Source organism: Georgenia sunbinii, from assembly GCF_036421875.1.
GTDB lineage: Bacteria > Actinomycetota > Actinomycetes > Actinomycetales > Actinomycetaceae > Georgenia_B > Georgenia_B sunbinii.
Genome location: NZ_JAZGOL010000002.1, coordinates 702,231 through 724,105, shown reverse-complemented (window position 1 = coordinate 724,105; position 21,875 = coordinate 702,231). Strand labels below are relative to the sequence as shown.

Here is a 21,875-nt window from a genome sequence, read left to right as displayed (position 1 = left end):
GGCTCGACCATGGACGACTCCACCGGACCTCGCGGCACTGCTGAGGTGACGCATTCACCGGACGCACCAGCGGGTGGCCTCGAGGCAGAACGGACCTCCACCCGCCCTCGGCCGGGGGCCGGCGAGGACCGCGACCAGGCAGGCGCCCGACTCCTCCTCGCCGGTGCGCCGCTGCACAACGACAACCGGGGGGTGGAGGCGCTCGGCCGGTCCGTCGTCGACCATCTCGCGCAGTCGGTTCCGGGCCGGGTGAGCGTGCTCGACGACGGCTGGGGGGTGCGGCCGAGCGAGTCGCAGCCCGGGTACCGCGGCGAGGTCGAGCTCCTCGGTGCCCGCTACTCCCGGCGCTGGTACCGGCGGGAGAGCTGGGCGCGGGTCAGCTTCGACCAGCGGCTCGGCGGGCTCGGTAACCCGGTGGCCGATCGGCTCGGGGCGGCCGACGCCGTCCTCGACCTCAGTGGCGGGGACAGCTTCACCGATCTGTACGGCCCGCACCGGCTGGCGACGGTGTCCGCGCCGAAAGAGGCAGCCCTGCGCAGCGGACGACCACTGGTGCTGCTGCCCCAGACCTTCGGGCCGTTCACGACGGTGGCGGCTCGTCGACAGGCCGAGCGCATCGTCCGTGCCTCCGCCCTCGCGTACTCCCGCGACGCGTGGAGCCATGACCAGCTGCTCACCCTGGCGGGGCCGGACGCCGACCGCAGCCTCGTGCGAGAGGGGGTGGACGTGGCCTTCGGGCTCGTCCCCCGGGAACCGGATCCACGCATCGTCGAGCAGTTCCAGCGCCTGGACGACGAGCTCGTCGTCGGGGTGAACATCAGCGGCCTGCTGCGGACGGCAGCGGACTGGCAGCGCTTCGGACTCGCCGGCGACTACCTCCGGACGATGACGGACCTGGTCCGGTCACTCATCGCCGCGGGAGCCTTCGTCGTGCTCGTCTCCCACGTGCACGGCGACGGCGTGGACGAGAGCGACGCGACGTCGATCCGGGTCGTGCGCGAGGCGCTCAGTGCCACTGAGCGTGATCGCGTGTGGTCGCTCCCGGCACACCTGCGGGCTCCCGAGCTCAAGTGGTGCATCGCGCGCACCGCCTGGTTCGCCGGGTCCCGGATGCACGCCACTATCGCCGCGCTGGGCTCGGCAGTCCCGGCCTTCGGCTACGCCTACAGCGACAAGACCGCCGGGGTGTTCGGCACCTGCGGGGTGTCCGACCACGTCGCGGACGCACGGGAGGTGGCAGGCCCTGAGGCGGTCGAGCGGGCGATGGCGTCATTCACCACACGGGAGCGGGCCGGCATGGTGCTCGCCGAGAACGTGCCCGCGGTCGCGGCCCGTGCGCGTGCTCAGCTGGATGACGTCCTGGACGCCGTCACCACGTGGCGGCACTCCCCCGGGCCCCGCAGCGTGATCGCATGAGGACGCCACGTTCTATCGACGAGGTCGTCGCGTCCCACCTCTGCACCGGGTGCGGGGCCTGCGCGTTCCTCGCTCCGGACCGGCTCGAGATGCGCGACATCCACGAGACCGGGCGCCGCCCGCTACCGATCGCCGGCGTCAACGGCCGGGTCACCGGCGCCCCGTTGGCGGCGTGCCCCGGGCGGCAGCTCGAGCACCCGCCGGGAACGCTCGACGACGCACCCTTCCGCGGTGAGTGGGGACCGGTGCTCGCTCTCTACGAGTGCTGGTCCACCGACCCCGACGTCCGTCACCGCGGCTCGTCCGGCGGCGTGGCCACCGCACTGTCGGCACACGCGGTGACCTCCGGACGAGCGACCGGCGCCCTCCAGGTGCAGGCCGACCCGAGCGACCCGATCCGCAACGTGACGGTGCGGAACACCAGCTACGAGACGATCACCGCAGCAACCGGCTCGCGGTACTCGCCCGCGAGCCCGGCTGAGCGCCTCGACCTCCTCGAGGAGGCGAACGGCACGTCGGTGTTCGTCGGTAAGCCCTGCGACGTCGCTGCGCTGGCCCGCGTCACACAGGTACGCCCCGGGATAGCGGCGAAGACCGACCTCACCATCGCGATCTTCTGTGCCGGGACGCCATCGACGGCAGCAACCGAGAAGCTCATCCGCGAGCTCGGGGCCGAGCCGGAGGAGGTGGCGAAGGTCGACTACCGCGGCGAGGGGTGGCCGGGCCACTTCCGTTTCCGGACCCGGGACGGTGACCACCGGAGCATGACCTACGCGGAGTCGTGGGGCGGCACGCTCACCAAGCACCGCCAGTGGCGCTGCCTCATCTGTCCCGACCACACCGGTGAGTTCGCCGACCTGTCCGTCGGTGACCCCTGGTACCGGGAGCTGAGCCCGGACGAGCCGGGACGGTCCCTCGTCGTCGTGCGTACCGAGCGGGGACGGGCGGCAGTCCTCGCCGCACTCGCGGACGGAGCGCTCGCCGGCGGAGAGGTACCGGTGGACCTGCTGCCCACGTCGCAGCCCAACCTGGCCGAGACCCGCGGCGCGGTCTGGGGCCGTGTGCTCACGATGGGCCTCATGGGGCTACGAACCCCGCGGTACCGCGGCCTGCCGTCCCTGCGGTTGTGGTTGCGGCTTCCGGTACGGATCAAGCTCACCTCGCTCGGGGGCACGTACCGACGCGCACGGCTGCGCGGCCTGCGGCAACCCGAAGTCGACCTGGAAGGAGTGTCACCGTGCCCCACCGAGCCGACATCCTCATGATCACCTACCGCAGTGCCGGCTACCTGCACCTGAGCCTTCCGCGCCTCCTGGAGACCCTCGGCGAGGACGACCGCGTCTGGCTCTGGCACAACGGCGACGACGAGGCCACCCTCGAGGCGCTGCGCGACTGGCGTGACGACCCGCGGGTGCACCGCTTCCACCACAGCCGCGAGAACGTCCGGCTCCGCGAACCGACGAACTGGCTGTGGCAGGAGTCCACCGCACAGTTCGTCTCCAAGGTGGATGACGACTGCCGCGTCAGTCCCGGCTGGTTGAGCACCTTCGCCGACGCTCATGCTGCTAATCCGTCCTTCGGCGCTGTCGCGAGCTGGCGCCACCCCGAGGCGGACTTCTTCCCAGAGCTCGCCCATCGCAAGATCGAGACCTTCGCCGGTGGTCACCAGCTCATGCGCAACCTGTGGGTCCAGGGCAGCGGCTACCTGATGCCGCGAGCGCTCACGGAGCAGCACGGCGGGATCGGGCCGACGGAGAGCTTCACCGAGTACTGCATCCGGCTCGCCGCCGGTGGGGCGGTCAACGGCTACTACTTCCCCTTCGTGGCTGAGGACCACATGGACGATCCTCGCTCCCCGCACAGCTTGATCCACACCGATGCCGACCTCGTCGACCGGATGCCGCTGTCGGCACGGGCGAACGGCGTGACCACCGTGGCGGCCTGGACCGCGCAGCTGGAGCAGAGCGCTCGGGTGCTGCAAGGCGCCTCGCTGGACCCGCGGGCATACCGCGGCTGGCGCCGGCGAGCGAGGTCAGTGCGCAAGCGCGTCGAGCGCCTCGTGGGGCGGCCGGCGCGCTGGTGACCGCGCGCTGGCGTCAGCGACTGCTCGGCGGCGCCGAGTGCTGGTCCGTGGCCAGCCCCGTGCGTCGTCCCTGTCCAGGACCGTCGAAGAGGTCCAGGAGCTCGCGCGTCTTGCTTTCCCATGACGAGGGGAGCACCGACTCTCGCAGCATGGCCGGGGCGAAACGCTGGCCGAGGGCACGCCGGACAGTCGTGGGAAAATCCTCCCTGCGCTCGGCAACATGCACCCGGTCGCGGTAGGCATCGATCTCCGGGTACTCCGTCGTGACGACAGTCAGCCCCAGCGCAAGGTACTCCTTGAGCTTGATGGGGTTGGCAAACCTGATCCACTCGTTGTCCAGCCACGGCATGAGCGCCACGTCGAAACCGCGGCCGTAGGCAGGGATCTCGGCGTAGGGCCGGAAACCGAGCCAGTGCACGTTGGGGAGCGCGACCAGCTCTGACATGTCCGACGAGGCGTCACCGATGAGCACGAGGCTGACATCCGGCAGCGCGAGGGCTGTCTCGCGGAAGAGATCCATGTCGACGACGAAGTCGTCGAGCGCGCCGAAGAAACCGATCCGAGGCCCCGGAATGCTGGCGAGGTCGTCCGGCAGAGGGGCCGAGTCCTGGGTGAAGTGGTCGACCTCGACGCCATGGTCGAGGAAGTAGGCCCGGTCACCAACCAGCTCCGCGTCCAACCGCATGAGCTCGTGGCTGACGTACAGGACAACGTCGCTGTGCTCCAGCAGCTGGTCCTCCAGGCGCCGGATCGCCGCGCCGTCCGCCTCGGGGAACTCCGAGTGCCGGTCGGACCGGTTGAACACGAGGGTCGAGCGGCGTAGCCGCGCGGCGGTTGGCCAGGCGGTGGGGATCGTGACCACGACGGCTGGACGGGCGCCGAGGCCGACCACGTAGCCGGCGACGCGCACCTGCTGACGTACCAGCCAGGCGCTCAGCCGGGCGGCCCGGCTCTCACCGTAGACCGGGATGAACACCGGGCTCATGACGTAGTAGTTGGGATTGTCGGGATCCGGTCGGCGGAGCAGCTTGGCGGTGCTGCGAGCCTTGCGCACCATCCGCTGCCACGGCGCCACGCTCACGCCCTTGCGCGGCATCCGCAGGCCAAGACTGTTCACCACCAGTACCGGACGATCCCGAGCGGCGTGCTGCATGAGCTGGAAGTCCGAGTGGGCCTGATTGTGGTACCACCAGTCCTGCGCAGCGAACCACACCACGCCGTCGTCATCGCCGACCGTGTGCGGCGGCCGTCCTGCGAACGCGCACGGCGCGAGCACACCACGGAACCCGGCCCGGTGCACGGCTCCCCGAGGAAAGCGGATGAGCTCGCCCACCGCCAGGCCGCAGCGGAACACCGCCGTCCTGACGGCCCCGTGCTGGCGGGCGAACTGGACAACCCGGTTGGCCATCAGTAGCCGCCAGAGGCCGGGATCTGTCCGATACTGCCCCTGAGCGTGAAAAGCCACCGCTCCGGGCACATAGACCGGTACGTACCCGGCAGCCCGCGCGCGTTGGAAATAGTCCACCTCCTCGGAGTAGAGAAAGTAACGCTCGTCCCACGGACCAACAGCCTCCCGGCACTCGGCAGCGATGAGGAGGACTGCGCCGGTCGCCCAGTCGATCGGGCGACCGTCCTCGTAGGCCCGGCTACCGTGCTCAGTCTCCGAGACACCCATCACCGCGGCGAGCCGCCCGCCGAGCAGTGCCTCGCCCCACGCCCGTAACGGGCTCGGGTCGTGCCGGATCGAGGGCCAGGTTCGCTGGTGCTCATCGACCAACCTCGGGACGGCAACACCTGCCCCTCCGTCCACCAGCGCACCTTGCAGCTGAGTGACACACCTTGGCCCCAACCGCACGTCTGGGTTGAGGACCAGTGTGTCGAAGTCCGGTCTGGCGCGGCTCGCGGCGGCGTTGATCGCTGCCGAGTAGCCCGCGTTGCGTCCCATCCGGACGATCCTGGCTGACGGCACGAGGTCAGCGATGAGGTCGGCACTGCCATCGGACGAGTCGTTGTCCGCGACAATGAGCTCCCACTCGCAGACGCCTGCCAGCGCGTCCTCCAGGCTGGCGGCCAGGCCGGCAAGATGGGCACTGCTGTTATAGGTGACAACGATGAGTGAGACGCCGCGGCGACGGGTAGGTCTTGGCACCTGTGTTCCTCCTCCGTGATCAGCAAGGGAAGGGCCGGTCCTGCCGGCTCGTCGGTCAGCTCGCACGGCGCTCGTCCACCGCGCTGCGGCGCCGGGCGACGGCGATGCCGGCTGCCTGGCACAGGTCCGTCCAGGCCACGGCGTCGGCCTCCCGCATCACTGCTAGCCCCCGTGATTCGGCCACACGGGCAAGCTGCGCCTGGTGGTCGTCCACATGCTCGTCGTGCACGGCGCGTCGCGGGACCAGCACCGGAACCTTGCCGAGCTCGAGGCACCTGAGGAACGTGCCGCACCCCGCGTGCGCCACGACGACGTCGGCGCGAGAGATCTGGTGCTGGAACTCGGTATCAGTCATCATCGGCCGTGCGTTGATGCCGAGCCCCGCCGTGCTCGTCGAGCCGGTCTGCCACACCACCTCGCAGTCGTCGGGGAGCACCTCGACGAGACGGTCGAGCAGTCGCCGGAACTCGTAGCGGCCGGCAGTGCCGACGGTGACGAAGACCCGCCGTGGCCGCGGGGTCGCCACTACGCGGGTGACGAACGTGTCCATCAGGCTGGCCTGGTACCGCCAGCGTCGGCCGGCGCGGGCCTCGTACTGCGTCAGCGTCCTGACCCAAGGCAGCATGCTCAGGAGCCGGCCGGTCATCGACGGGCCGAGCGGACGGGTGAGGCTCTCGACGTAGTTGGCGCGCGCTCCCACCAGGAGGGCGGGTGACAGCGCCGACAGCGCGATCGCTGCCCCGGTGCTGTAGACCGCGTCCACCCGGTTGTCGCGCATCGCGCGGACGATCTCCGGCGTCACGCGCACGGCAGCCTTGAGGTCGCGGGTCTGGACGAGATCGACGAACAGCACGTCCTCCCCCGCCAAGACCGTCTCGCTCTGCGGGGTGCGGTGGGTGATCCACAGCGCACGATGGTGCCGCTCCGGCTCAAGCAGCTCCGCCAGGAGGCGCATCTCGATGAGGTGCCCCCCGGTCGAGGCGACGAAGGCCGGTCGTGCGACGCCGGGGCGTCGGCCCGCGCTCATGACGTCGGCCGCTTCTTCTTGCGGACGACCGCGACCAGCGCGAGGAGCTCAGCGCGCGCACCACGCCAGACCACCATGGTCAGCAGCCACGTGGCGGCTGTACAGCCAGCGACGACGACGAGCGCCACCAGCTCCGTCACGCCCGGCACGACGAGGGAACGCACACCGACGGCAGCACCGAGAAGGAGGAGGGAGACGAGCGCGGGGCGCACCATGGCCTGGAAGGGGTCCGCGACGGCGACCGGTGTATGACGGCAGGCGAGCGCGAAGCCCGGCAGGATGAGAAGGACCTGCGTGATCGCGTAGGAGACGGCAACACCGGTGATGCCCCAGCGCACGCCGATGACGAAACCACCGACGGTGACGACGCCGTTGATCACCGCCCACGTCGCGTAGACGGCGCCGCGGCCGGTGCTCGTGTAGATCCAGCCGGTGGTGGTGGAAACCAGCTGCACAAAGCTCGCGACGGCGAGGATCTGGAAGATCGGAGCCGCGGCCAGCCACCGGTCACCGAGCGCAACAGCGATGAGCTCGTGCGCGGTCACCGCGAGGACGACGATGACCGGCATCCCGAGGTGCCCGAGCCCACTGATAGCCATCCGGTACGCCTGGCGGTAGCGCGCGGGTTCCTCCTGGAGGGCCGCCAAGGTGGGGACCATGACGGCCTGGACGGGGGTCTTGAGCTGCCGCAGCGGCAGCATCAGCAAGCTGTATGCACGGGTGTACAGGCCCAACGCTCCGGCGTCGAGGGCGCGCCCGATGATGACGTTGTCCCCTTCCCGAGAGAGCGTGTGGAACAGGTTCGCGATCGAGACATGGGCACCGAAGCCCAGCAAGGGCAGCGCCTCCCGCAGCCCGCTGGGGCGGCTGGGTCGCCACGGCACCGCCCACCAGTTGAGCAGCGTGGCGAACACCAGCATGCTGACGTTCTGGACGACGAGCGCCCAGATCCCCATCCCGAGCAAGGCCGCGACGACCGCGGCAACGCTTGAGAGCACGCCGGCGGCGACGTTGCGCAACGAGATCGTCCTGAAGCGCATGGCGCGGTTGAGCAGAGCCCCGTGCTGGACCGCCACCCCGGATATCGCGAAACCCGCTCCGAGCGCGAGGCAGATGGGGACGAGCGCGGGCTCCCGGTAGAACTCGGCGAGCGGGAATCCGGCGAGTGCGACGAGGCCGGCGAGGACGACCCCCGCAGCGGTGTTGATCCAGAAGAGGGCGTTGACGTGGCTCCATCGCAGATCGATCCGTTGCACGACCGCCTGGCTCAGCCCGAGGCTACGGAACTGGTTGACGACGACGGTGAGCGTGAGGGCCATCGCCATGATGCCGAAGTCTGCCGGGGTGAGGAGCCGGGCGAGCACCATCGTGGTGCCGATCTGCACGACGGTGGAGAGCCAGCTACCAAGCAGGGTCCAACTGATCCCCCTGGTCACGGTGCGGCCGAGCTCGCCGCTCTGGACCGATCGTTCGAGCCACTCGTCGACTGTGGCGCCGGCGGCAGAACGTGCACTTACATCGCGATGCAGCAAGCGCGCCATTCCCCTCCTCCAAGGCGAGAGCCGGTACATCGCAGCCTAAGGCGCAGCCTCCCGTTATCGAGGCCGAGGAGCGGGTGATCCGTTGGCAGGCGTTGGGGGTGAAGGGGGTTACTCAGCTGCGCCGTTCAGGCGCAGACGCGCTCCCACGTCCGGAACGGACGGGGACACACGAGGTGTCCCCGTCCGCCGGCCGGTGGGACAGCTGGGTCCGAGCGTACCTAGCCGCGCCGATCACAAGCGCTGCTCAACCCTGGCTGCACCCAGTCCGGCCACCCGTCCCCAGCGCCTGCCGGGCGGTGCCGGCGCCGAAAGCGGGAGTTCATGAGCCGATGTCCTCGCGAGCTGGCGGACGTCCGGTCGGACGCACGTCGCTCGGCTTCCATCGCACCGCAAGTCTGCTCTGCGACTCGGGTCCACCACCAGGGTGACCCGGACCTGACGCGTGCCGGTGCGCGGGTGAGTGCCGGGGGTGAGCCCGGGGTGTCGCCGCCGCCGGCGCGGCGGCTCCGCGCACAGGATGCGTCACGCGGTCCGCCCGGAATGACCAACGGGCGGGGCAGCTGATCAGCTGCCCCGCCCGCGGGGGACGGTCCGTGCGCATCGAGCGGCGCCGATCACAACGCCACTTCGCTAGTGCGGTCCGAACACGTCCCCGTCCGGCACCGTCACCGATCGGGGGTGATCGGTTCGGTGCCATCTAGTGGTGCGGACCGCGGTGTCATCGGGGGGAACAACACCGTGGTCCGCACCAGCTCTTGTCACGTCTGCCGGCGCCGCCGGACAGTCGTGAGCGCAACCCCGACGAGGGTGAGGACGAGCGCCGCGGCGATCCAGCCGCGCAGCTGCGCACCCGTCGTCGGCAGGTCCGGGTGGTCCGGCCTCGGTGGCGTGGTGTGGGTCGTGGCGCAGTCGCCGATGCAGGTCGCCGGGGTCGAGCCACCGGTGACGACGTTGACCAGGGTGACGTCCCAGGCATCGTCGTCGACGACCACCGAGTAGGTGAGGGTTGCCGTCTCCGCAAGGGTTCCGATGTCCCAGACGAGGACGTCACCGTCCCAGCTGGTCGTACCCGTGGAGGCCACGATGTCGCCGTAGCCGGCGGCATGCTCGAGGACGTCGGCGAGGTCGTCCTGCACCTGCACTCCCACCGGCGCGTACTCGCCGGCCGGGGTCGCGGTCAGGGTGTACTCGATGACGTCACCCGGGTCGACCTGCGACCCGGAGACCGGGTCGGACGTCTTGGACAGCGTCCATGGCGAGGGCCCGGGCTCGGCGCACGCGTCGTCCGTGCGCTCGATCCCGTCGGTGGTCAGCGTGACCGTGTTGAGGAAGCCACCGGCCTGCGGCACCTCACCGGTGTAGCACTGCCCCGCCACCGAACCGATGACGCCGTCGGCCACCCCCGCGTCCACCGAGACGGTGTACATGTGGCTCACGCCGGCCGGCAGCACGATCTCACCGTCGGTCACCGCGATATCCGGCGCGAGGCCGGTCCACGAGCCCAGCGGGTCCGGTGTGTCCCCGTTGCCGGCCACAACGGCCGCGCCGAGGACCGTGATGCCCTCACCGAACACCAGCTCGTCATCCAGCTGGTAGACCGCCGCCAGCGTGTTCGCCTCCGGCGTCGTCACGACCACGTCGTAGTCGATGGTCCACGTGCCGTCGTCGTTCAGCACCGGCGAGTCGTCGGTGACGGTCTTGGTGACCGTCGGGACGACGGACTCGGTGATGTCACCGCAGTCCTCACCCGGGATGGTGTCCGGGCCGCTCGTCAGCGTTGCCGAGTTGAAGAACCCGGATCCGGCGCCCTCGATCGGGTCGCAGGTGAGGTTCTCGGCCGGGATGTCCGCCGAGACCCGCACGTTGAAGGTCACCTCGTAGGTGTGGACGTCACCGGCGGCGACCTCCGCGCCCTCGACGATCGCCGAGGTGCCGTCCAACTCAATCTCCACCGGGGTGGTCACGTCGGTCACATCCAGCACCGACTGACCGAGGATCTCGACGCCCTCGGCAAACAGCGGCGCGTCGGCCAGGTCGTAGAACGCCCTCGACAGGTTGCCCGAGTTGTCCACGACCAGCGTGTACGTCACACCCCAGGTCGTGTCCGGCAGCTGAGCGGCGGAACCGAACAGCTTCTCGAAGTCCGGCAGCGCCGGCTCGAGGCAGTCAGCGGCGGCGCTCTCCTCGCCGTGCGCGGTCAGCGTCACGGAGTTGAGGAAGCCACCGCCACCGGTGCCGTCGTCGCCCGAGCACTGCCCAGGCTCGGAGCCGATGACACCAGCCGCGACCGTCGCGTCCACGACGACGACGTAGGTGTGGTCAGCCCCGCCGGCCAGCGGCCGGTCGGTCGCCAGCGTGGCGGTCGGCTCGGTGGCCGGGTCGGCCCACTCGCCGTCGAGCTCGGAGTCCCGCAGCGACCAGGTGGCCGCCGTCGGCGTGATGCCCTCACCGAAGTCAATGGTGTCCGTGAGGTCGTAGGCGCCACCGACGCTGGAGGTGTTGGAGGCCTCGACCTCGTAGGTCACCGTCCAGCTGCCGTCCGAGTTCTGCAGCGCCGACGTCGCGGTCTTGGCGACCTCGACCGTCGGGTCCGGGATGTCGACGCAGGCGTCGTCGGAGTACTCGTCATTGCCCGAGGTGATGGTCGCCCCGTTGAACAGGCCGTGGCCGGCGCTCGAGCCGTTGACACCACAGACCCGGTCCTCGGAAAGGTCCGTCGCGGTCATGGCGGACAGGTCGACGGTCACCGTCACCGTGTAGGTGTGGGTCGTACCGGCAGCCAGCACCTGAGCCGAGACGATCCCGAGGTCGCTGACCGCGTCGAAGGCCGGGTTGGTGGCGATGTCGCCGGGGGCGGTGTTGACCACCGCGGCACCCTCGATCACCACGCCGGTCGCGAAGACGGGCTCGTCGACGAGGTCGTAGGCCACTCCCACGTCGTGGGGGTTGACCACGTCGAGCTCGTAGACGACGTCCCAGGTGCCGTCGGCGTTCTCCGTCAGCGTCTCGAAGGTCTTCGAGATCGACGGCGCCACCGGCTCGGCGCAGGCGTCGTCGTAGCGCTCGACGTCGTCGGTGGTCAGGGTGACCGTGTTGAGGAAGCCACCGGCCACGGGCACCTCGCCCGTGTAGCACCGGCCGGCCTCCGAGCCGACGACGCCCTCGGTGACATCGGCCTGCACCGTCACCGTGTAGGTGTGGGTGGTGCCGGCCGGCAGCACGACCTCGCCGTCGGTGACCGCGGTGTCCGGCGCGACGCCAGTCCACGTGGTCAGCGGGGCGGGGGTGTCGCCGTTCGCCGCGGCGATCGCCGCGGAGCTCACCGTGATGCCCTCACCGAACTCGATGGTGTCGTCCAGCTCGTAGACGGCTGTCAGCGTGTTGGCCACCGGGGTGGTCACAACGACGTCGTAGACGATGGCCCAGGTTCCGTCGACGTTCTGCACCGGCGAGCCGTCGGTCACCGTCTTGGTGACCGTCGGGACGACGGACTCGGTGATGTCGCCGCAGTCCGCGCCCGGGATGGTGTCCGGGCCGGACGAGAGCTCCGCGGAGTTGAAGAACCCGTAGCCCTCGCCCTCGACCGGGTCGCACGTGAGGTTCTCTGCCGGGATGCCCGCCGAGACCCGCACGTTGAAGGTCACCTCATAGGTGTGGACGTCGCCAGCGGCGACCTCCGCGCCCTCGACGATCGCCGAGGTGCCGTCCCAGGCGATGTCCGCCGGGGCGGCCGGGTCGGTCACGTCGTTGACCGACTGACCCAGGATGGTCACGCCCGCCGCGAAGTGCGGTGCGTCGGTCAGCTCGTAGTACGCCCGGGAGTCGTTGCCCGAGTTGTCCACGACCAGCGTGTACGTGACGTCCCACGTGGCATTGCCCTGCTGGACGGCGGAGCCGAACAGCTTGTCGAAGTCCGGCAGCGCCGGCTCGAGGCAGTCGGCGTCGGTGCTCTCTGCGCCGTGCGCGGTCAGCGTCACGGAGTTGAGGAAGCCGCCGCCGTCGGTACCGTCGTCGCCCGAGCACTGCCCGGGCTCGGAGCCGATGACACCGGCCGCGACCGTCGCGTCCACGACGACGACGTAGCTGTGGCTGTCGCCGCCGGCCAGCGGCCGGTCGGCTGCCAACGTGGCGGTCGGCTCGGTGGCCGGATCGGCCCACTCACCCTCGACGACCGGGTCGACGAGCGACCAGGTCGCCGCCGTCGGGGTGATGCCCTCGCCGAACTCGATGGTGTCGGTCAGGTCGTAGGCGCCACCGACGCTGGAGGTGTTGGTCGCGAGGACCTCGTAGGTCACCGTCCAGCTGCCGTCCGAGCTCTGGAGGGCCGAGGTGGCGGACTTGGCGACCTCGACCGTCGGGTCCGGGACCGGCACGCAGGCGTCGTCGGCGTAGTCGTCGTTGCCCGAGGTGATGGTCGCGTCGTTGTACAGCCCGTGGTCAGTCCGGTCGCCCTCGTCGCCGCACTGGCGAGCGCCCGCCCCGTCGGTCGCCGTGACGCCGGACAGGTCGACCGTCACCGTCACCGTGTAGCTGTGGGTGGAGTCGGCCGTCAGCACCTGGCCGGACACGATCGCCAGGTCGCTCACGGCGTCGAAGCCCGGGTTGGTGACGATGTCACCGGGGGCGGTGTTGACCACCGACGCACCCTCGATCGCCGCGCCGGCCACGAACGCCGGCTCGTCGACGAGGTCGTAGGCCACCGTGACCGGGTGCGGGTTGACGACGTCGAGCGTGTAGACCACGTCCCACGTGCCATCGGCGTTCTCGGTCAGCGTCTCGAAGGTCTTGTCGATCGAGGGCGCCACCGGCTCGCGGCAGTCGCGGTCGGTCTGCGGGTCGCCGTAGGCGGTGAGGGTCGCAGCGTTGAGGAAACCGCCGCCGTCGGTGCCGCCGTCACCCGAGCACTGCCCGGGCTCGGAGCCGATGACGCCGGCGGCGACCTCGGCGGTGACGGTCACCGTGTAGGTGTGGCTGTCCCCGCCGGCCAGCAGCCGGTCGGTGGCCAGCGTGGCCGTCGGCTCGGCGGCCGGGTCGGTCCACTCCCCCGCGTCGGCCGGGTCGGCCAGCGACCAGGTCGCGACGGTCGGGGTGATGCCCGCACCGAGCTCGAGGGTGTCGGTGAGGTCGTAGGTGCCGCCCAGGCTCGTGTCGTTGGACGCGACGACCTCGTAGGTCACTGTCCACGAGCCGTCGACGTTCTGGCCCACCGACGTCGCGGTCTTGCCGACCTCGACCGTCGGCTCGGGGATGTCGACGCAGGCGTCGTCGTCGTAGTCGTCGTTGCCGGAGGTCAGCGTCGAGCCGTTGAACAGGCCCGTACCACCCCCGACGTCGGTCGAGCACTGGCGGTCCGCGTCGGCGATGTCACCCGAGAGGTCCACGACCACGGTCACCGCGTAGGTGTGGCTCTGGCCTCCCGAGATCGGCTCGTCCTCGACCACCGAGGCGTTGGTGATCCCGTCCCAGCCGGTGTTCGGCGTCGGCGATCCCGCCGCACCGCTGACGGTGGCCGAGACGATCGAGACGCCACCGGCGAAGTCGAGCTGGTCGACCAGGGAGTAGTGCAGGTCCTGATCGGCGGTCGGGTTGGTGGCGGTCAGCTCGTAGCTGACCGTCCAGGTGCCGTCGGCGTTCTCGACGAGATCGCCGGCGGTCTTGCTCGTCTCCGGCGCGGCCGGCTCGAGGCAGTCACGGGCAGTCTCGTCCTGCTGGCCGGCGGTGAGCCGGGCCGCGTTGAGGAACCCGCCACCGTCGGTGCCGTCGTCGCCCGAGCACTGCCCGGCCCCACTGCCGACGACGCCGGCGGCGACGTCAGCGGTCACGAGCACCACGTAGGTGTGGGTGCTGCCCGCGGCGATGGTGGCATCCGTGGCGATCACCGTGGTGGTCTCGTCCGGCAGCCCGGCCCAGACACCACCGGTGGCCGTGCCCTGGAGGAGCCAGAAGGCGCTCTCGGGGGTGATGCCGCCGCCGAGCTCCAGCGTGTCGGAGAGGCTGTACACCGCGTCGAACTGCGCGTCGTTGACGACGTCGATCTCGTAGCGCACCTGCCACTTGCCGCTGTCCAGCTGGTTCGCCGAGACGGCGGTCTTGTCGTGGGCCACCGGGGAGTCGACGCACAGCTCGACCGTGGTCGAGTCGTCCGGTCCACGACCGGCCGCGAGGTCGAGCCAGGCGGTGTTGGTGAGCTCCACGCACTGCCCGCCCACGCCCTGGTGGACGACGTCGTAGCTGAACTCGTGGCTCGCCTCGTCGGTCCAGGTCGCCTCGCCGAGGTAGATCGGCGTGGTCGGGTCGGTCTTGTCGTCCCAGACGTCGATCGTCAGGTCGGTGACGACGTCGGCCGCGAACTCGACCGGGACGGTGTGGCTGACCTCGTCGGCGTTGCCGCCGGCGCCGGTCCAGCTGACCGTGGCGGTGTTGGTCCCCTCGTACTCCGGCTCCTCGTCGAAGGTGCAGGAGTAGTCGAGGGTCTGCGTCGCTCCCGGTGCCAGGATGAGGTTCGAGCCGCCCTCGACGGCGCAGGTCGCCCCCACGTCGGTGACGTCGACGACGTTCACCGTGATGGCACCGTCGTCGTACTCGTTGGGGTTGTGGACCGTGATGGTCCCGGCCATCTCCCAGTCGGAGTCGACGAAGCCGTCGGTGACGGCGTCGACCAGGTAGGTGTAGGTGGCTCGGCCGTCCTCGTCGACCTCGATCTCGGTGTCGTCGACCGACTTGTCGATGTCCCACCCGTAGAGGCGGTCGTAGCTCGCGGTCGCCGTCTTGACGACGGTGATGTCGTCCTCGGCGCAGACCGTGACCGTGACGCCGGCCTCGGGGTCGTCACCCGTGACCGCGACCCACGCGGTGTTCGTGAAGTCCACGCACTGTCCGGGGACGCCCTCGTGGGTGAGCGGGTAGGTGAAGGTCCGGGGCGTGCTCGCCGCGTTCCAGGTGGCAGTCCCGAGCGAGACCGGGTTGGCCGGGTCGGTCTTGTCGTCGACGACGTCGACGGTCTTGTCGGTCTCGCCGTCGAGCTCGAACTCGACGTCGGCGGTGCCGGTGAACGTCTCACCGTCGGAGACGACGGTCGCGGTGTTCACACCCTCGTAGGAGGGCTCGCCGGTGAAGCTGCAGGAGTAGTCGAACACCTCGGTGGCACCGGCCGCGATCTCCGCGTCCGCACCGCCGACAACCTCGCACACCGCGCCGCCGCCGACGTTGACGGCGTCGGTCACGGTGACCGTCGCCGGCTCGAAGACATTCGGGTTGGTCACGCTGATCTCGCCGTCGAGGGTCCATCCGGAGTCGACGAATCCGCTCGGCACCGCCCTGACCGTGTAGTTGAAGCTCGCCGTGGAGCCGTCGACCTCGACCGTTGTCCGGTTGACGTCCTTGCTGATGTCCCACAGATACGTGCGGTCGAACGACGCCTCGGCGGTCTTGGCCACCTGCAGCGGTGCCTCGACACAGACCTCGACGGTCTGGCCAGCGGCCGGAACCTGCCCGGCCACCTCGAGCCAGGCGGTGTTGGTGAAGTCGACACACTGCCCGGGCACCCCGACGTGCGTCAGGGAGTAGGGGAGCTCGACCGGCGTGCCGGCCGCGTTCCACGTCGCCTCACCGAGGACGACCGGGTTGGCCGGGTCGGTCTTGTCGTCGACGACGTCGACGGTCTTGTCGGTCTCGCCGTCGAGCTCGAACTCGACGTCGGCGGTGCCGGTGAACGTCTCACCGTCGGAGACGACGGTCGCGGTGTTCACACCCTCGTAGGAGGGCTCGCCGGTGAAGCTGCAGGAGTAGTCGAACACCTCGGTGGCACCGGCCGCGATCTCCGCGTCCGCACCGCCGACAACCTCGCACACCGCGCCGCCGCCGACGTTGACGGCGTCGGTCACGGTGACCGTCGCCGGCTCGAAGACATTCGGGTTGGTCACGCTGATCTCGCCGTCGAGGGTCCATCCGGAGTCGACGAATCCGCTCGGCACCGCCCTGACCGTGTAGTTGAAGCTCGCCGTGGAGCCGTCGACCTCGACCGTTGTCCGGTTGACGTCCTTGCTGATGTCCCACAGATACGTGCGGTCGAACGACGCCTCGGCGGTCTTGGCCACCTGCAGCGGTGCCTCGACACAGACCTCGACGGTCTGGCCAGCGGCCGGAACCTGCCCGGCCACCTCGAGCCAGGCGGTGTTGGTGAAGTCGACACACTGCCCGGGCACCCCGACGTGCGTCAGGGAGTAGGGGAGCTCGACCGGCGTGCCGGCCGCGTTCCACGTCGCCTCACCGAGGACGACCGGGTTGGCCGGGTCGGTCTTGTCGTCGACGACGTCGACGGTCTTGTCGGTCTCGCCGTCGAGCTCGAACTCGACGTCGGCGGTGCCGGTGAACGTCTCGCCGCCGGAGACGACGGTCGCGGTGTTCACACCCTCGTAGGAGGGCTCGCCGGTGAAGGAGCACGAGTAGTCGAACACCTCGGTGGCACCGGCCGCGATCTCCGCGTCCGCACCGCCGACAACCTCGCACACCGCGCCGCCGCCGACGTTGACGGCGTCGGTCACGGTGACCGTCGCCGACTCGAAGACGTTCGGGTTGGTCACCGTGATCTGGCCATCGAGGGTCCAGCCGGAGTCGTCGAAGCCGTTCGGGATCGCGGCGACCACGTACTCGAAGTCCGCCTCGCCGGTCTCCTCGTCCACCGTCACCGTGGTGCGGTCGACGTCCTTCTCGATGTCCCACAGGTAGGTCCGGTCGAAGGACGCCGCAGCGGTCTTGGACACCTGCAGCGGCGCCTCGACGCAGACCTCGACGGTCTGGTCTGCCGTCGGGTCGTCCCCGGCGACCTCGAGCCAGGCGGTGTTGGTGAAGTCGACACACTGCCCCGGAACACCCGCATGCGTCAGCGAGTAGTCGAACTCGACCGGCGTGCCGGCCGCGTTCCACGTGGCCTCACCGAGGACGACCGGGTTGGCCGGGTCGGTCTTGTCGTCGACGACGTCGACGGTCTTGTCGGTCTCGCCGTCGAGCTCGAACTCGACGTCGGCGGTGCCGGTGAACGTCTCGCCGCCGGAGACGACGGTCGCGGTGTTCACACCCTCGTAGGAGGGCTCGCCGGTGAAGGAGCACGAGTAGTCGAACACCTCGGTGGCACCGGCCGCGATCTCCGCGTCCGCACCGCCGACAACCTCGCACACCGCGCCGCCGCCGACGTTGACGGCGTCGGTCACGGTGACCGTCGCCGACTCGAAGACGTTCGGGTTGGTCACCGTGATCTGGCCATCGAGGGTCCAGCCGGAGTCGTCGAAGCCGTTCGGGATCGCGGCGACCACGTACTCGAAGTCCGCCTCGCCGGTCTCCTCGTCCACCGTCACCGTGGTGCGGTCGACGTCCTTCTCGATGTCCCACAGGTAGGTCCGGTCGAAGGACGCCGCAGCGGTCTTGGACACCTGCAGCGGCGCCTCGACGCAGACCTCGACGGTCTGGTCTGCCGTCGGGTCGTCCCCGGCGACCTCGAGCCAGGCGGTGTTGGTGAAGTCGACACACTGCCCCGGAACACCCGCATGCGTCAGCGAGTAGTCGAACTCGACCGGCGTGCCGGCCGCGTTCCACGTGGCCTCACCGAGGACGACCGGGTCGGTCGGGTCGGTCTTGTCGTCGACGACGTCGACGGTCTTGTCGGTCTCGCCGTCGAGCTCGAACTCGACGTCGGCGGTGCCGGTGAACGTCTCGCCGTCGGAGACGACGGTCGCGGTGTTCACACCCTCGTAGGAGGGCTGGTCGGTGAAGGAGCACGAGTAGTCGAACACCTCGGTGGCACCGGCTGCGATCTGCGCGTCCACGCCGTCGACGACGACGCACACAGCGCCGCCCCCGACGTTCACCGCGTCGGTCACGGTGACCGTCGCCGACTCGAAGACGTTCGGGTTGGTCACCGTGATCTGGCCATCGAGGGTCCAGCCGGAGTCCTCGGCACCGCCGGGTACTGCGCTGACCGTGTAGTCGAACTCGGCCTCGCCGGTCTCCTCGTCCACCGTCACCGTGGTGCGGTCGACGTCCTTCTCGATGTCCCACAGGTAGGTGCGGTCGAAGGACGCCGCAGCGGTCTTGGACACCTGCAGCGGCGCGGTGAGGCAGGCGGCGACGGTCTCGTCCGCGTCCTGCTCCGTCTGCTGGATCCAGGCGCGGTTGTCGAAGTCGACGCACTGGCCGGGGGTGCCCTGCTGGTCGAGGGAGTAGGTGAAGACGGTCGGGGTGCCGGTCGCGTTCCACTCGGCCTCACCGAGGTGGACGGGCTCGGCGTCCGGGTCGGTCTTGTCGTCGTAGACGTCGACGACGTCGTTGATCGGGGTCACCGACCACTCGGCGACGGCGACATCAGCGGTGCCGGTCGCGGAGCCGTTCGGCGTCGGGACCGTGTCTGCCCAGGTGGCGGTCGCGGTGTTGGTGCCCGAGTAGCTCGGCTGGCTGGTGAAGGTGCACAGGTAGTCGAGCGTGACGGACTCGTCGGCGCCGATGGTGACAGCGGTGCCGCCGGCGACGGTACAGATCGCGCCGCCGCCCACACTCACCTCGTCGGTGACGTCCGCGGTGATGTCGAGCCACTCGTTCGGGTTGCTCACCGTGATCTCACCAGACATCGCCCAGGCGCTGTCGGTCCAGCCGTTCGGCGGCAGGATGGGGGTCGCGGTCACCGTGTAGTCGAAGGTCGCGGTCCCGGTGGCCGGGTCCGCGTGGACCACGGTCTCGTCGGCGACCTTGTCGATCGTCCAGAGGTACGTCCGGTCGAAAGAGCTGACGACGTTCTTCTCGACGTCAAGGTCGAGACCGGCGCAGACGGTGACGATCTCGGTGCTCGAGTCGCTCACCGCCATCGGACCGATGCCCCGCGCCACGTTGGCGCCAGGGCCGTTGGAGATCGTCGCGGTGTTCGGGTGGTCCACGCACTGACCGGGCTCGCTCGGCCAGGTCATCCCGTAGGTGAAGACCGTCGCGCCGTCCTCGGCGCGCACGAGGTTGCCCACCTGCGTGCCGTCGTCGTAGTCCTCGAGCTCGATCTCCGTGTCGGTGACGACGACGACGTCGTCGGTGACTCGTGGCTCGGCAGCGGCGAAGTCGAAGTCCGCCGTGGTGGTCGCTGTGCCGGTGGTGCCCGGGTAGTCCGCGGCGTCCCAGGTAGCGGTCGCGGTGTTGACGCCGGCCGTGGCCGCCGTTGCTCCGATGACGGTGCAGGAGTAGTGCAGGTCGTAACTGCCGCCGGCGTCGATCGTGAGACCGGTCCCGTTGGTCACCGCGCAGGTCGCGCCAGGGAGGTCGACGAGTGAGTCGCTGACGTCGACGCCGCTGATCGCGATGTCGTTCGGGTTCTCGACGGTGATGGTGCCGCTGATCGCGAAGCCGGAGTCGGCCGGCTCGCTCGGGGTGACGGCGACGTCGTAGGTGAAGGTCGCGTCCTGCCCGGCGGGAACCTCGATGCGGTCCTCGCGGGCGAGCTTCTCGATCTGCCAGTCGTAGTCGCGGTCGAAGGCGGGGAGGACGGTCTTGGACACGACGAGGTCGTCGTAGTCCGGCGGCAGCTCGCGGTTCTGGACGATGCAGTTGACGACCTCTGCCGGGCCGACGTCGACCGTGAAGCCGAGCGCCCCGGCGTCGGTCACTGTCCGGTTTGCGCCGTCGGCGGTACACACGGCGTTCTGGCCGCCCTGCTCCACGAGCTCGAAGCCGGCCTGCTGGGTCTCGGTGACCCCGACCGACCGGGCGGCGGTCATGTTGTCCCCGAAGTCGAGGCCGAAGTTCACGGCGCCGGTGTCGGCGTCGGTGTCGCGCGCGAGGACGCCGGTGAGGCCGCTGTCGCCCTCGAGGATGGCGTCGTCGCTCGTGGCGGTGAACTCCCAGCCGCCGGGGGAGTCGTCCACCACGTCGCCGTCGGCGTCGACGATCTGCTTGACGACGGTCAGCGACCCACCGCAGCTCGCGGTGGCGATGTCACGCAGGGTCTCGGCGAGCTCGTCGAAGTCGGTGCGGAAATAGTCAGTGCCGTCCTCAGGGCCGGAGATGAGCGAGAGACGGTTCGCCGCTGCGTCCGTGCTTGCACCTTCACCGATACCGACGGCGAGCACGGCCGGCGCGTTGGGCAGTGCCTTGACGGCGTTGGCCGAGTGGATCGCCTCGTTGACCTCGTGGTTCGTCGTCGAGCTCCCCGGACCGAGACCGTTGCGCTGGAAGGTCGGGGCGCCGTCGGTGAGGAACATGACGACGTCGTAGACCTCGTTGGACTCGACGATCTGGTGGAAGCCGCGGTCCCAGTTGGTGCCACCGTCGTTGCTGTCCGTTGTTGGCGTAAAGCCGTCGATCCGTGCCTTGACCGGCGAGGCCGAGCCCGGTGTGGCCACCGACGTCAGAGCTTGCGACCCGTTCAACGGGCCGTTCGCGGGGGCGTTGGTCGCGAAGGTGTGCAGTGCAATCCGCGACGGGGTGCCGGTGAGCGCGTCGACGAACTCGTTCGCTGCAGCCTTGTACTGGAGGAGCAGGCTCGGGTTGGCGGGCGTCGGGTTGGCCACCGAGTTCGACAGGTCGACGACGACCGCGAGGTCGATGCCGCACTGCTGAGGCGCCGGGTTGTTGTCGCGGACGTTCGCCCACGTCGGGTTCGACACGGTCCTGTTGCTCACTCCCGCGGGCGGCAGGGTGACGGTGCGGTCGCTGGCGTTGCCGTTCCGAGTGATCGGGCCGGACTCGAAGCGGTAGTTGTTGCCCTCACTCCACGAGGACGGAGCGAGCCAGCCCGCCGGTGCGTCGATCGCGACGGCGTAGAAGTGGTCATAGTTCCCGAACCAGCCGCCGCCCGCCTCGGGCAGGCCCGTGATGATGCCGCACATGCCCGTGGCGTCGGTCGTGCACTGCCCCGCTGTACCGAGGTTCGTGCCTCCGCTGATGCCGCCGTTGGTCGTCCGATGGAACTGGTACGTCATACCCGCCAGCGGATTCACCGTCTGGCTGGTGTTACCCGTCCCGGTGCGGTCACCGCCCGCCCGGACGATGAGCTTGGCCTGGTTGTTCCCTGGGTTTCCAGGCGGAACTCCGACGGCCATGACGCCGATGTCCGTGGCGGCCGCCGCCGCCGCGGGTGCTTCCACCTCCACGGGCGTCGGCTGAGCACCGTCCGCTGCCGCGGCGTCGTCACTGTCGGCCGGCGCAGCGACCTCCGCGTCGTTGCCGCCCGCGACGTCCGCCTCATCGGTGGACTCGACCTCGGCGTCGCTCTCGATCGCGGCGAGGAGCTGCGCCTCGATCTCCGCGGGGTCGAGGGGCGGGTCGTCGTCCGGGGTGGCGATCGATGAGCTTCCGCCCATGATGAGCGTGAGGCTCACCAGCGCCGTGAAGACGGCACGTGGGCCGCGACGGGTGGTCGAACGGCGACGAGATGGGCGTGCGGCATGGCGCATGAGGGGGCTCCTCGTGATCGGCGAGGATGTCACTTCATCACCGGAATCGCCTGCAAACGGCGCTATGTCGGGGTGATCGACACCTGACCACCTTCTCGTCGAGGGCGAAGAGAGGGTGAGGGCCGCGGCTCACCCCGTGAGCTGCGGTCCTCACCCCCAGGCAGGGCGGACCGTCGGGAATGACGAACGGGCGGGGCAGCTGTCAGCTGCCCCGCCCGCTGGGACGGTCGGTGCG

7 protein-coding genes are annotated in these 21,875 nt (G+C 69.9%); 3 read left to right on the top strand and 4 right to left on the bottom strand.

Annotated elements, in window-relative coordinates; all coding sequences use genetic code 11:
* Positions 1 to 45 precede the first annotated feature (45 nt).
* From V2J52_RS07645 to V2J52_RS07635, 3 genes are read left to right on the top strand one after another with little or no spacing between them, the layout of a single operon-like run.
* The gene (locus V2J52_RS07645) at positions 46 to 1,416 is read left to right on the top strand and encodes a polysaccharide pyruvyl transferase family protein (protein ID WP_331227070.1); all 1,371 of its coding nucleotides are present in this window, start codon (positions 46 to 48) and stop codon (positions 1,414 to 1,416) included.
* Positions 1,413 to 2,681, top strand: coding sequence for a Coenzyme F420 hydrogenase/dehydrogenase, beta subunit C-terminal domain (locus V2J52_RS07640; protein WP_331227069.1), 1,269 nt, complete (start codon positions 1,413 to 1,415; stop codon positions 2,679 to 2,681). Before V2J52_RS07645 ends, V2J52_RS07640 begins: the two co-directional genes overlap by 4 nt.
* Positions 2,654 to 3,499 carry a glycosyltransferase family A protein gene (locus tag V2J52_RS07635; RefSeq protein ID WP_331227068.1) on the top strand — a complete coding sequence of 282 codons (846 nt, stop codon included), beginning with the start codon at positions 2,654 to 2,656 and terminating at the stop codon, positions 3,497 to 3,499. The genes V2J52_RS07640 and V2J52_RS07635 overlap by 28 nt, the downstream gene beginning before the upstream one ends.
* 13 nt (positions 3,500 to 3,512) lie before the next feature.
* Here the strand turns inward: V2J52_RS07635 and V2J52_RS07630 are convergent, their stop codons facing one another.
* The 4 genes from V2J52_RS07630 to V2J52_RS07615 all read right to left on the bottom strand — a co-directional run bounded on the left by V2J52_RS07630 (position 3,513) and on the right by V2J52_RS07615 (position 21,565).
* Positions 3,513 to 5,648, bottom strand: coding sequence for a glycosyltransferase (locus V2J52_RS07630; RefSeq protein ID WP_331227067.1), 2,136 nt, complete (start codon positions 5,646 to 5,648; stop codon positions 3,513 to 3,515).
* Positions 5,649 to 5,703: 55 nt separating this feature from the next.
* A complete protein-coding gene (locus V2J52_RS07625; protein ID WP_331227066.1) occupies positions 5,704 to 6,675 on the bottom strand; it encodes a glycosyltransferase in 972 nt (323 codons plus the stop codon).
* Positions 6,672 to 8,111, bottom strand: a complete 1,440-nt coding sequence (locus V2J52_RS07620) for a lipopolysaccharide biosynthesis protein (RefSeq protein WP_331227065.1) — start codon at positions 8,109 to 8,111, stop codon at positions 6,672 to 6,674. The genes V2J52_RS07625 and V2J52_RS07620 overlap by 4 nt, the downstream gene beginning before the upstream one ends.
* A gap of 863 nt (positions 8,112 to 8,974) precedes the next feature.
* Positions 8,975 to 21,565 carry a DUF7927 domain-containing protein gene (locus tag V2J52_RS07615; RefSeq protein WP_331227064.1) on the bottom strand — a complete coding sequence of 4,197 codons (12,591 nt, stop codon included), beginning with the start codon at positions 21,563 to 21,565 and terminating at the stop codon, positions 8,975 to 8,977.
* Positions 21,566 to 21,875: the final 310 nt, after the last annotated feature.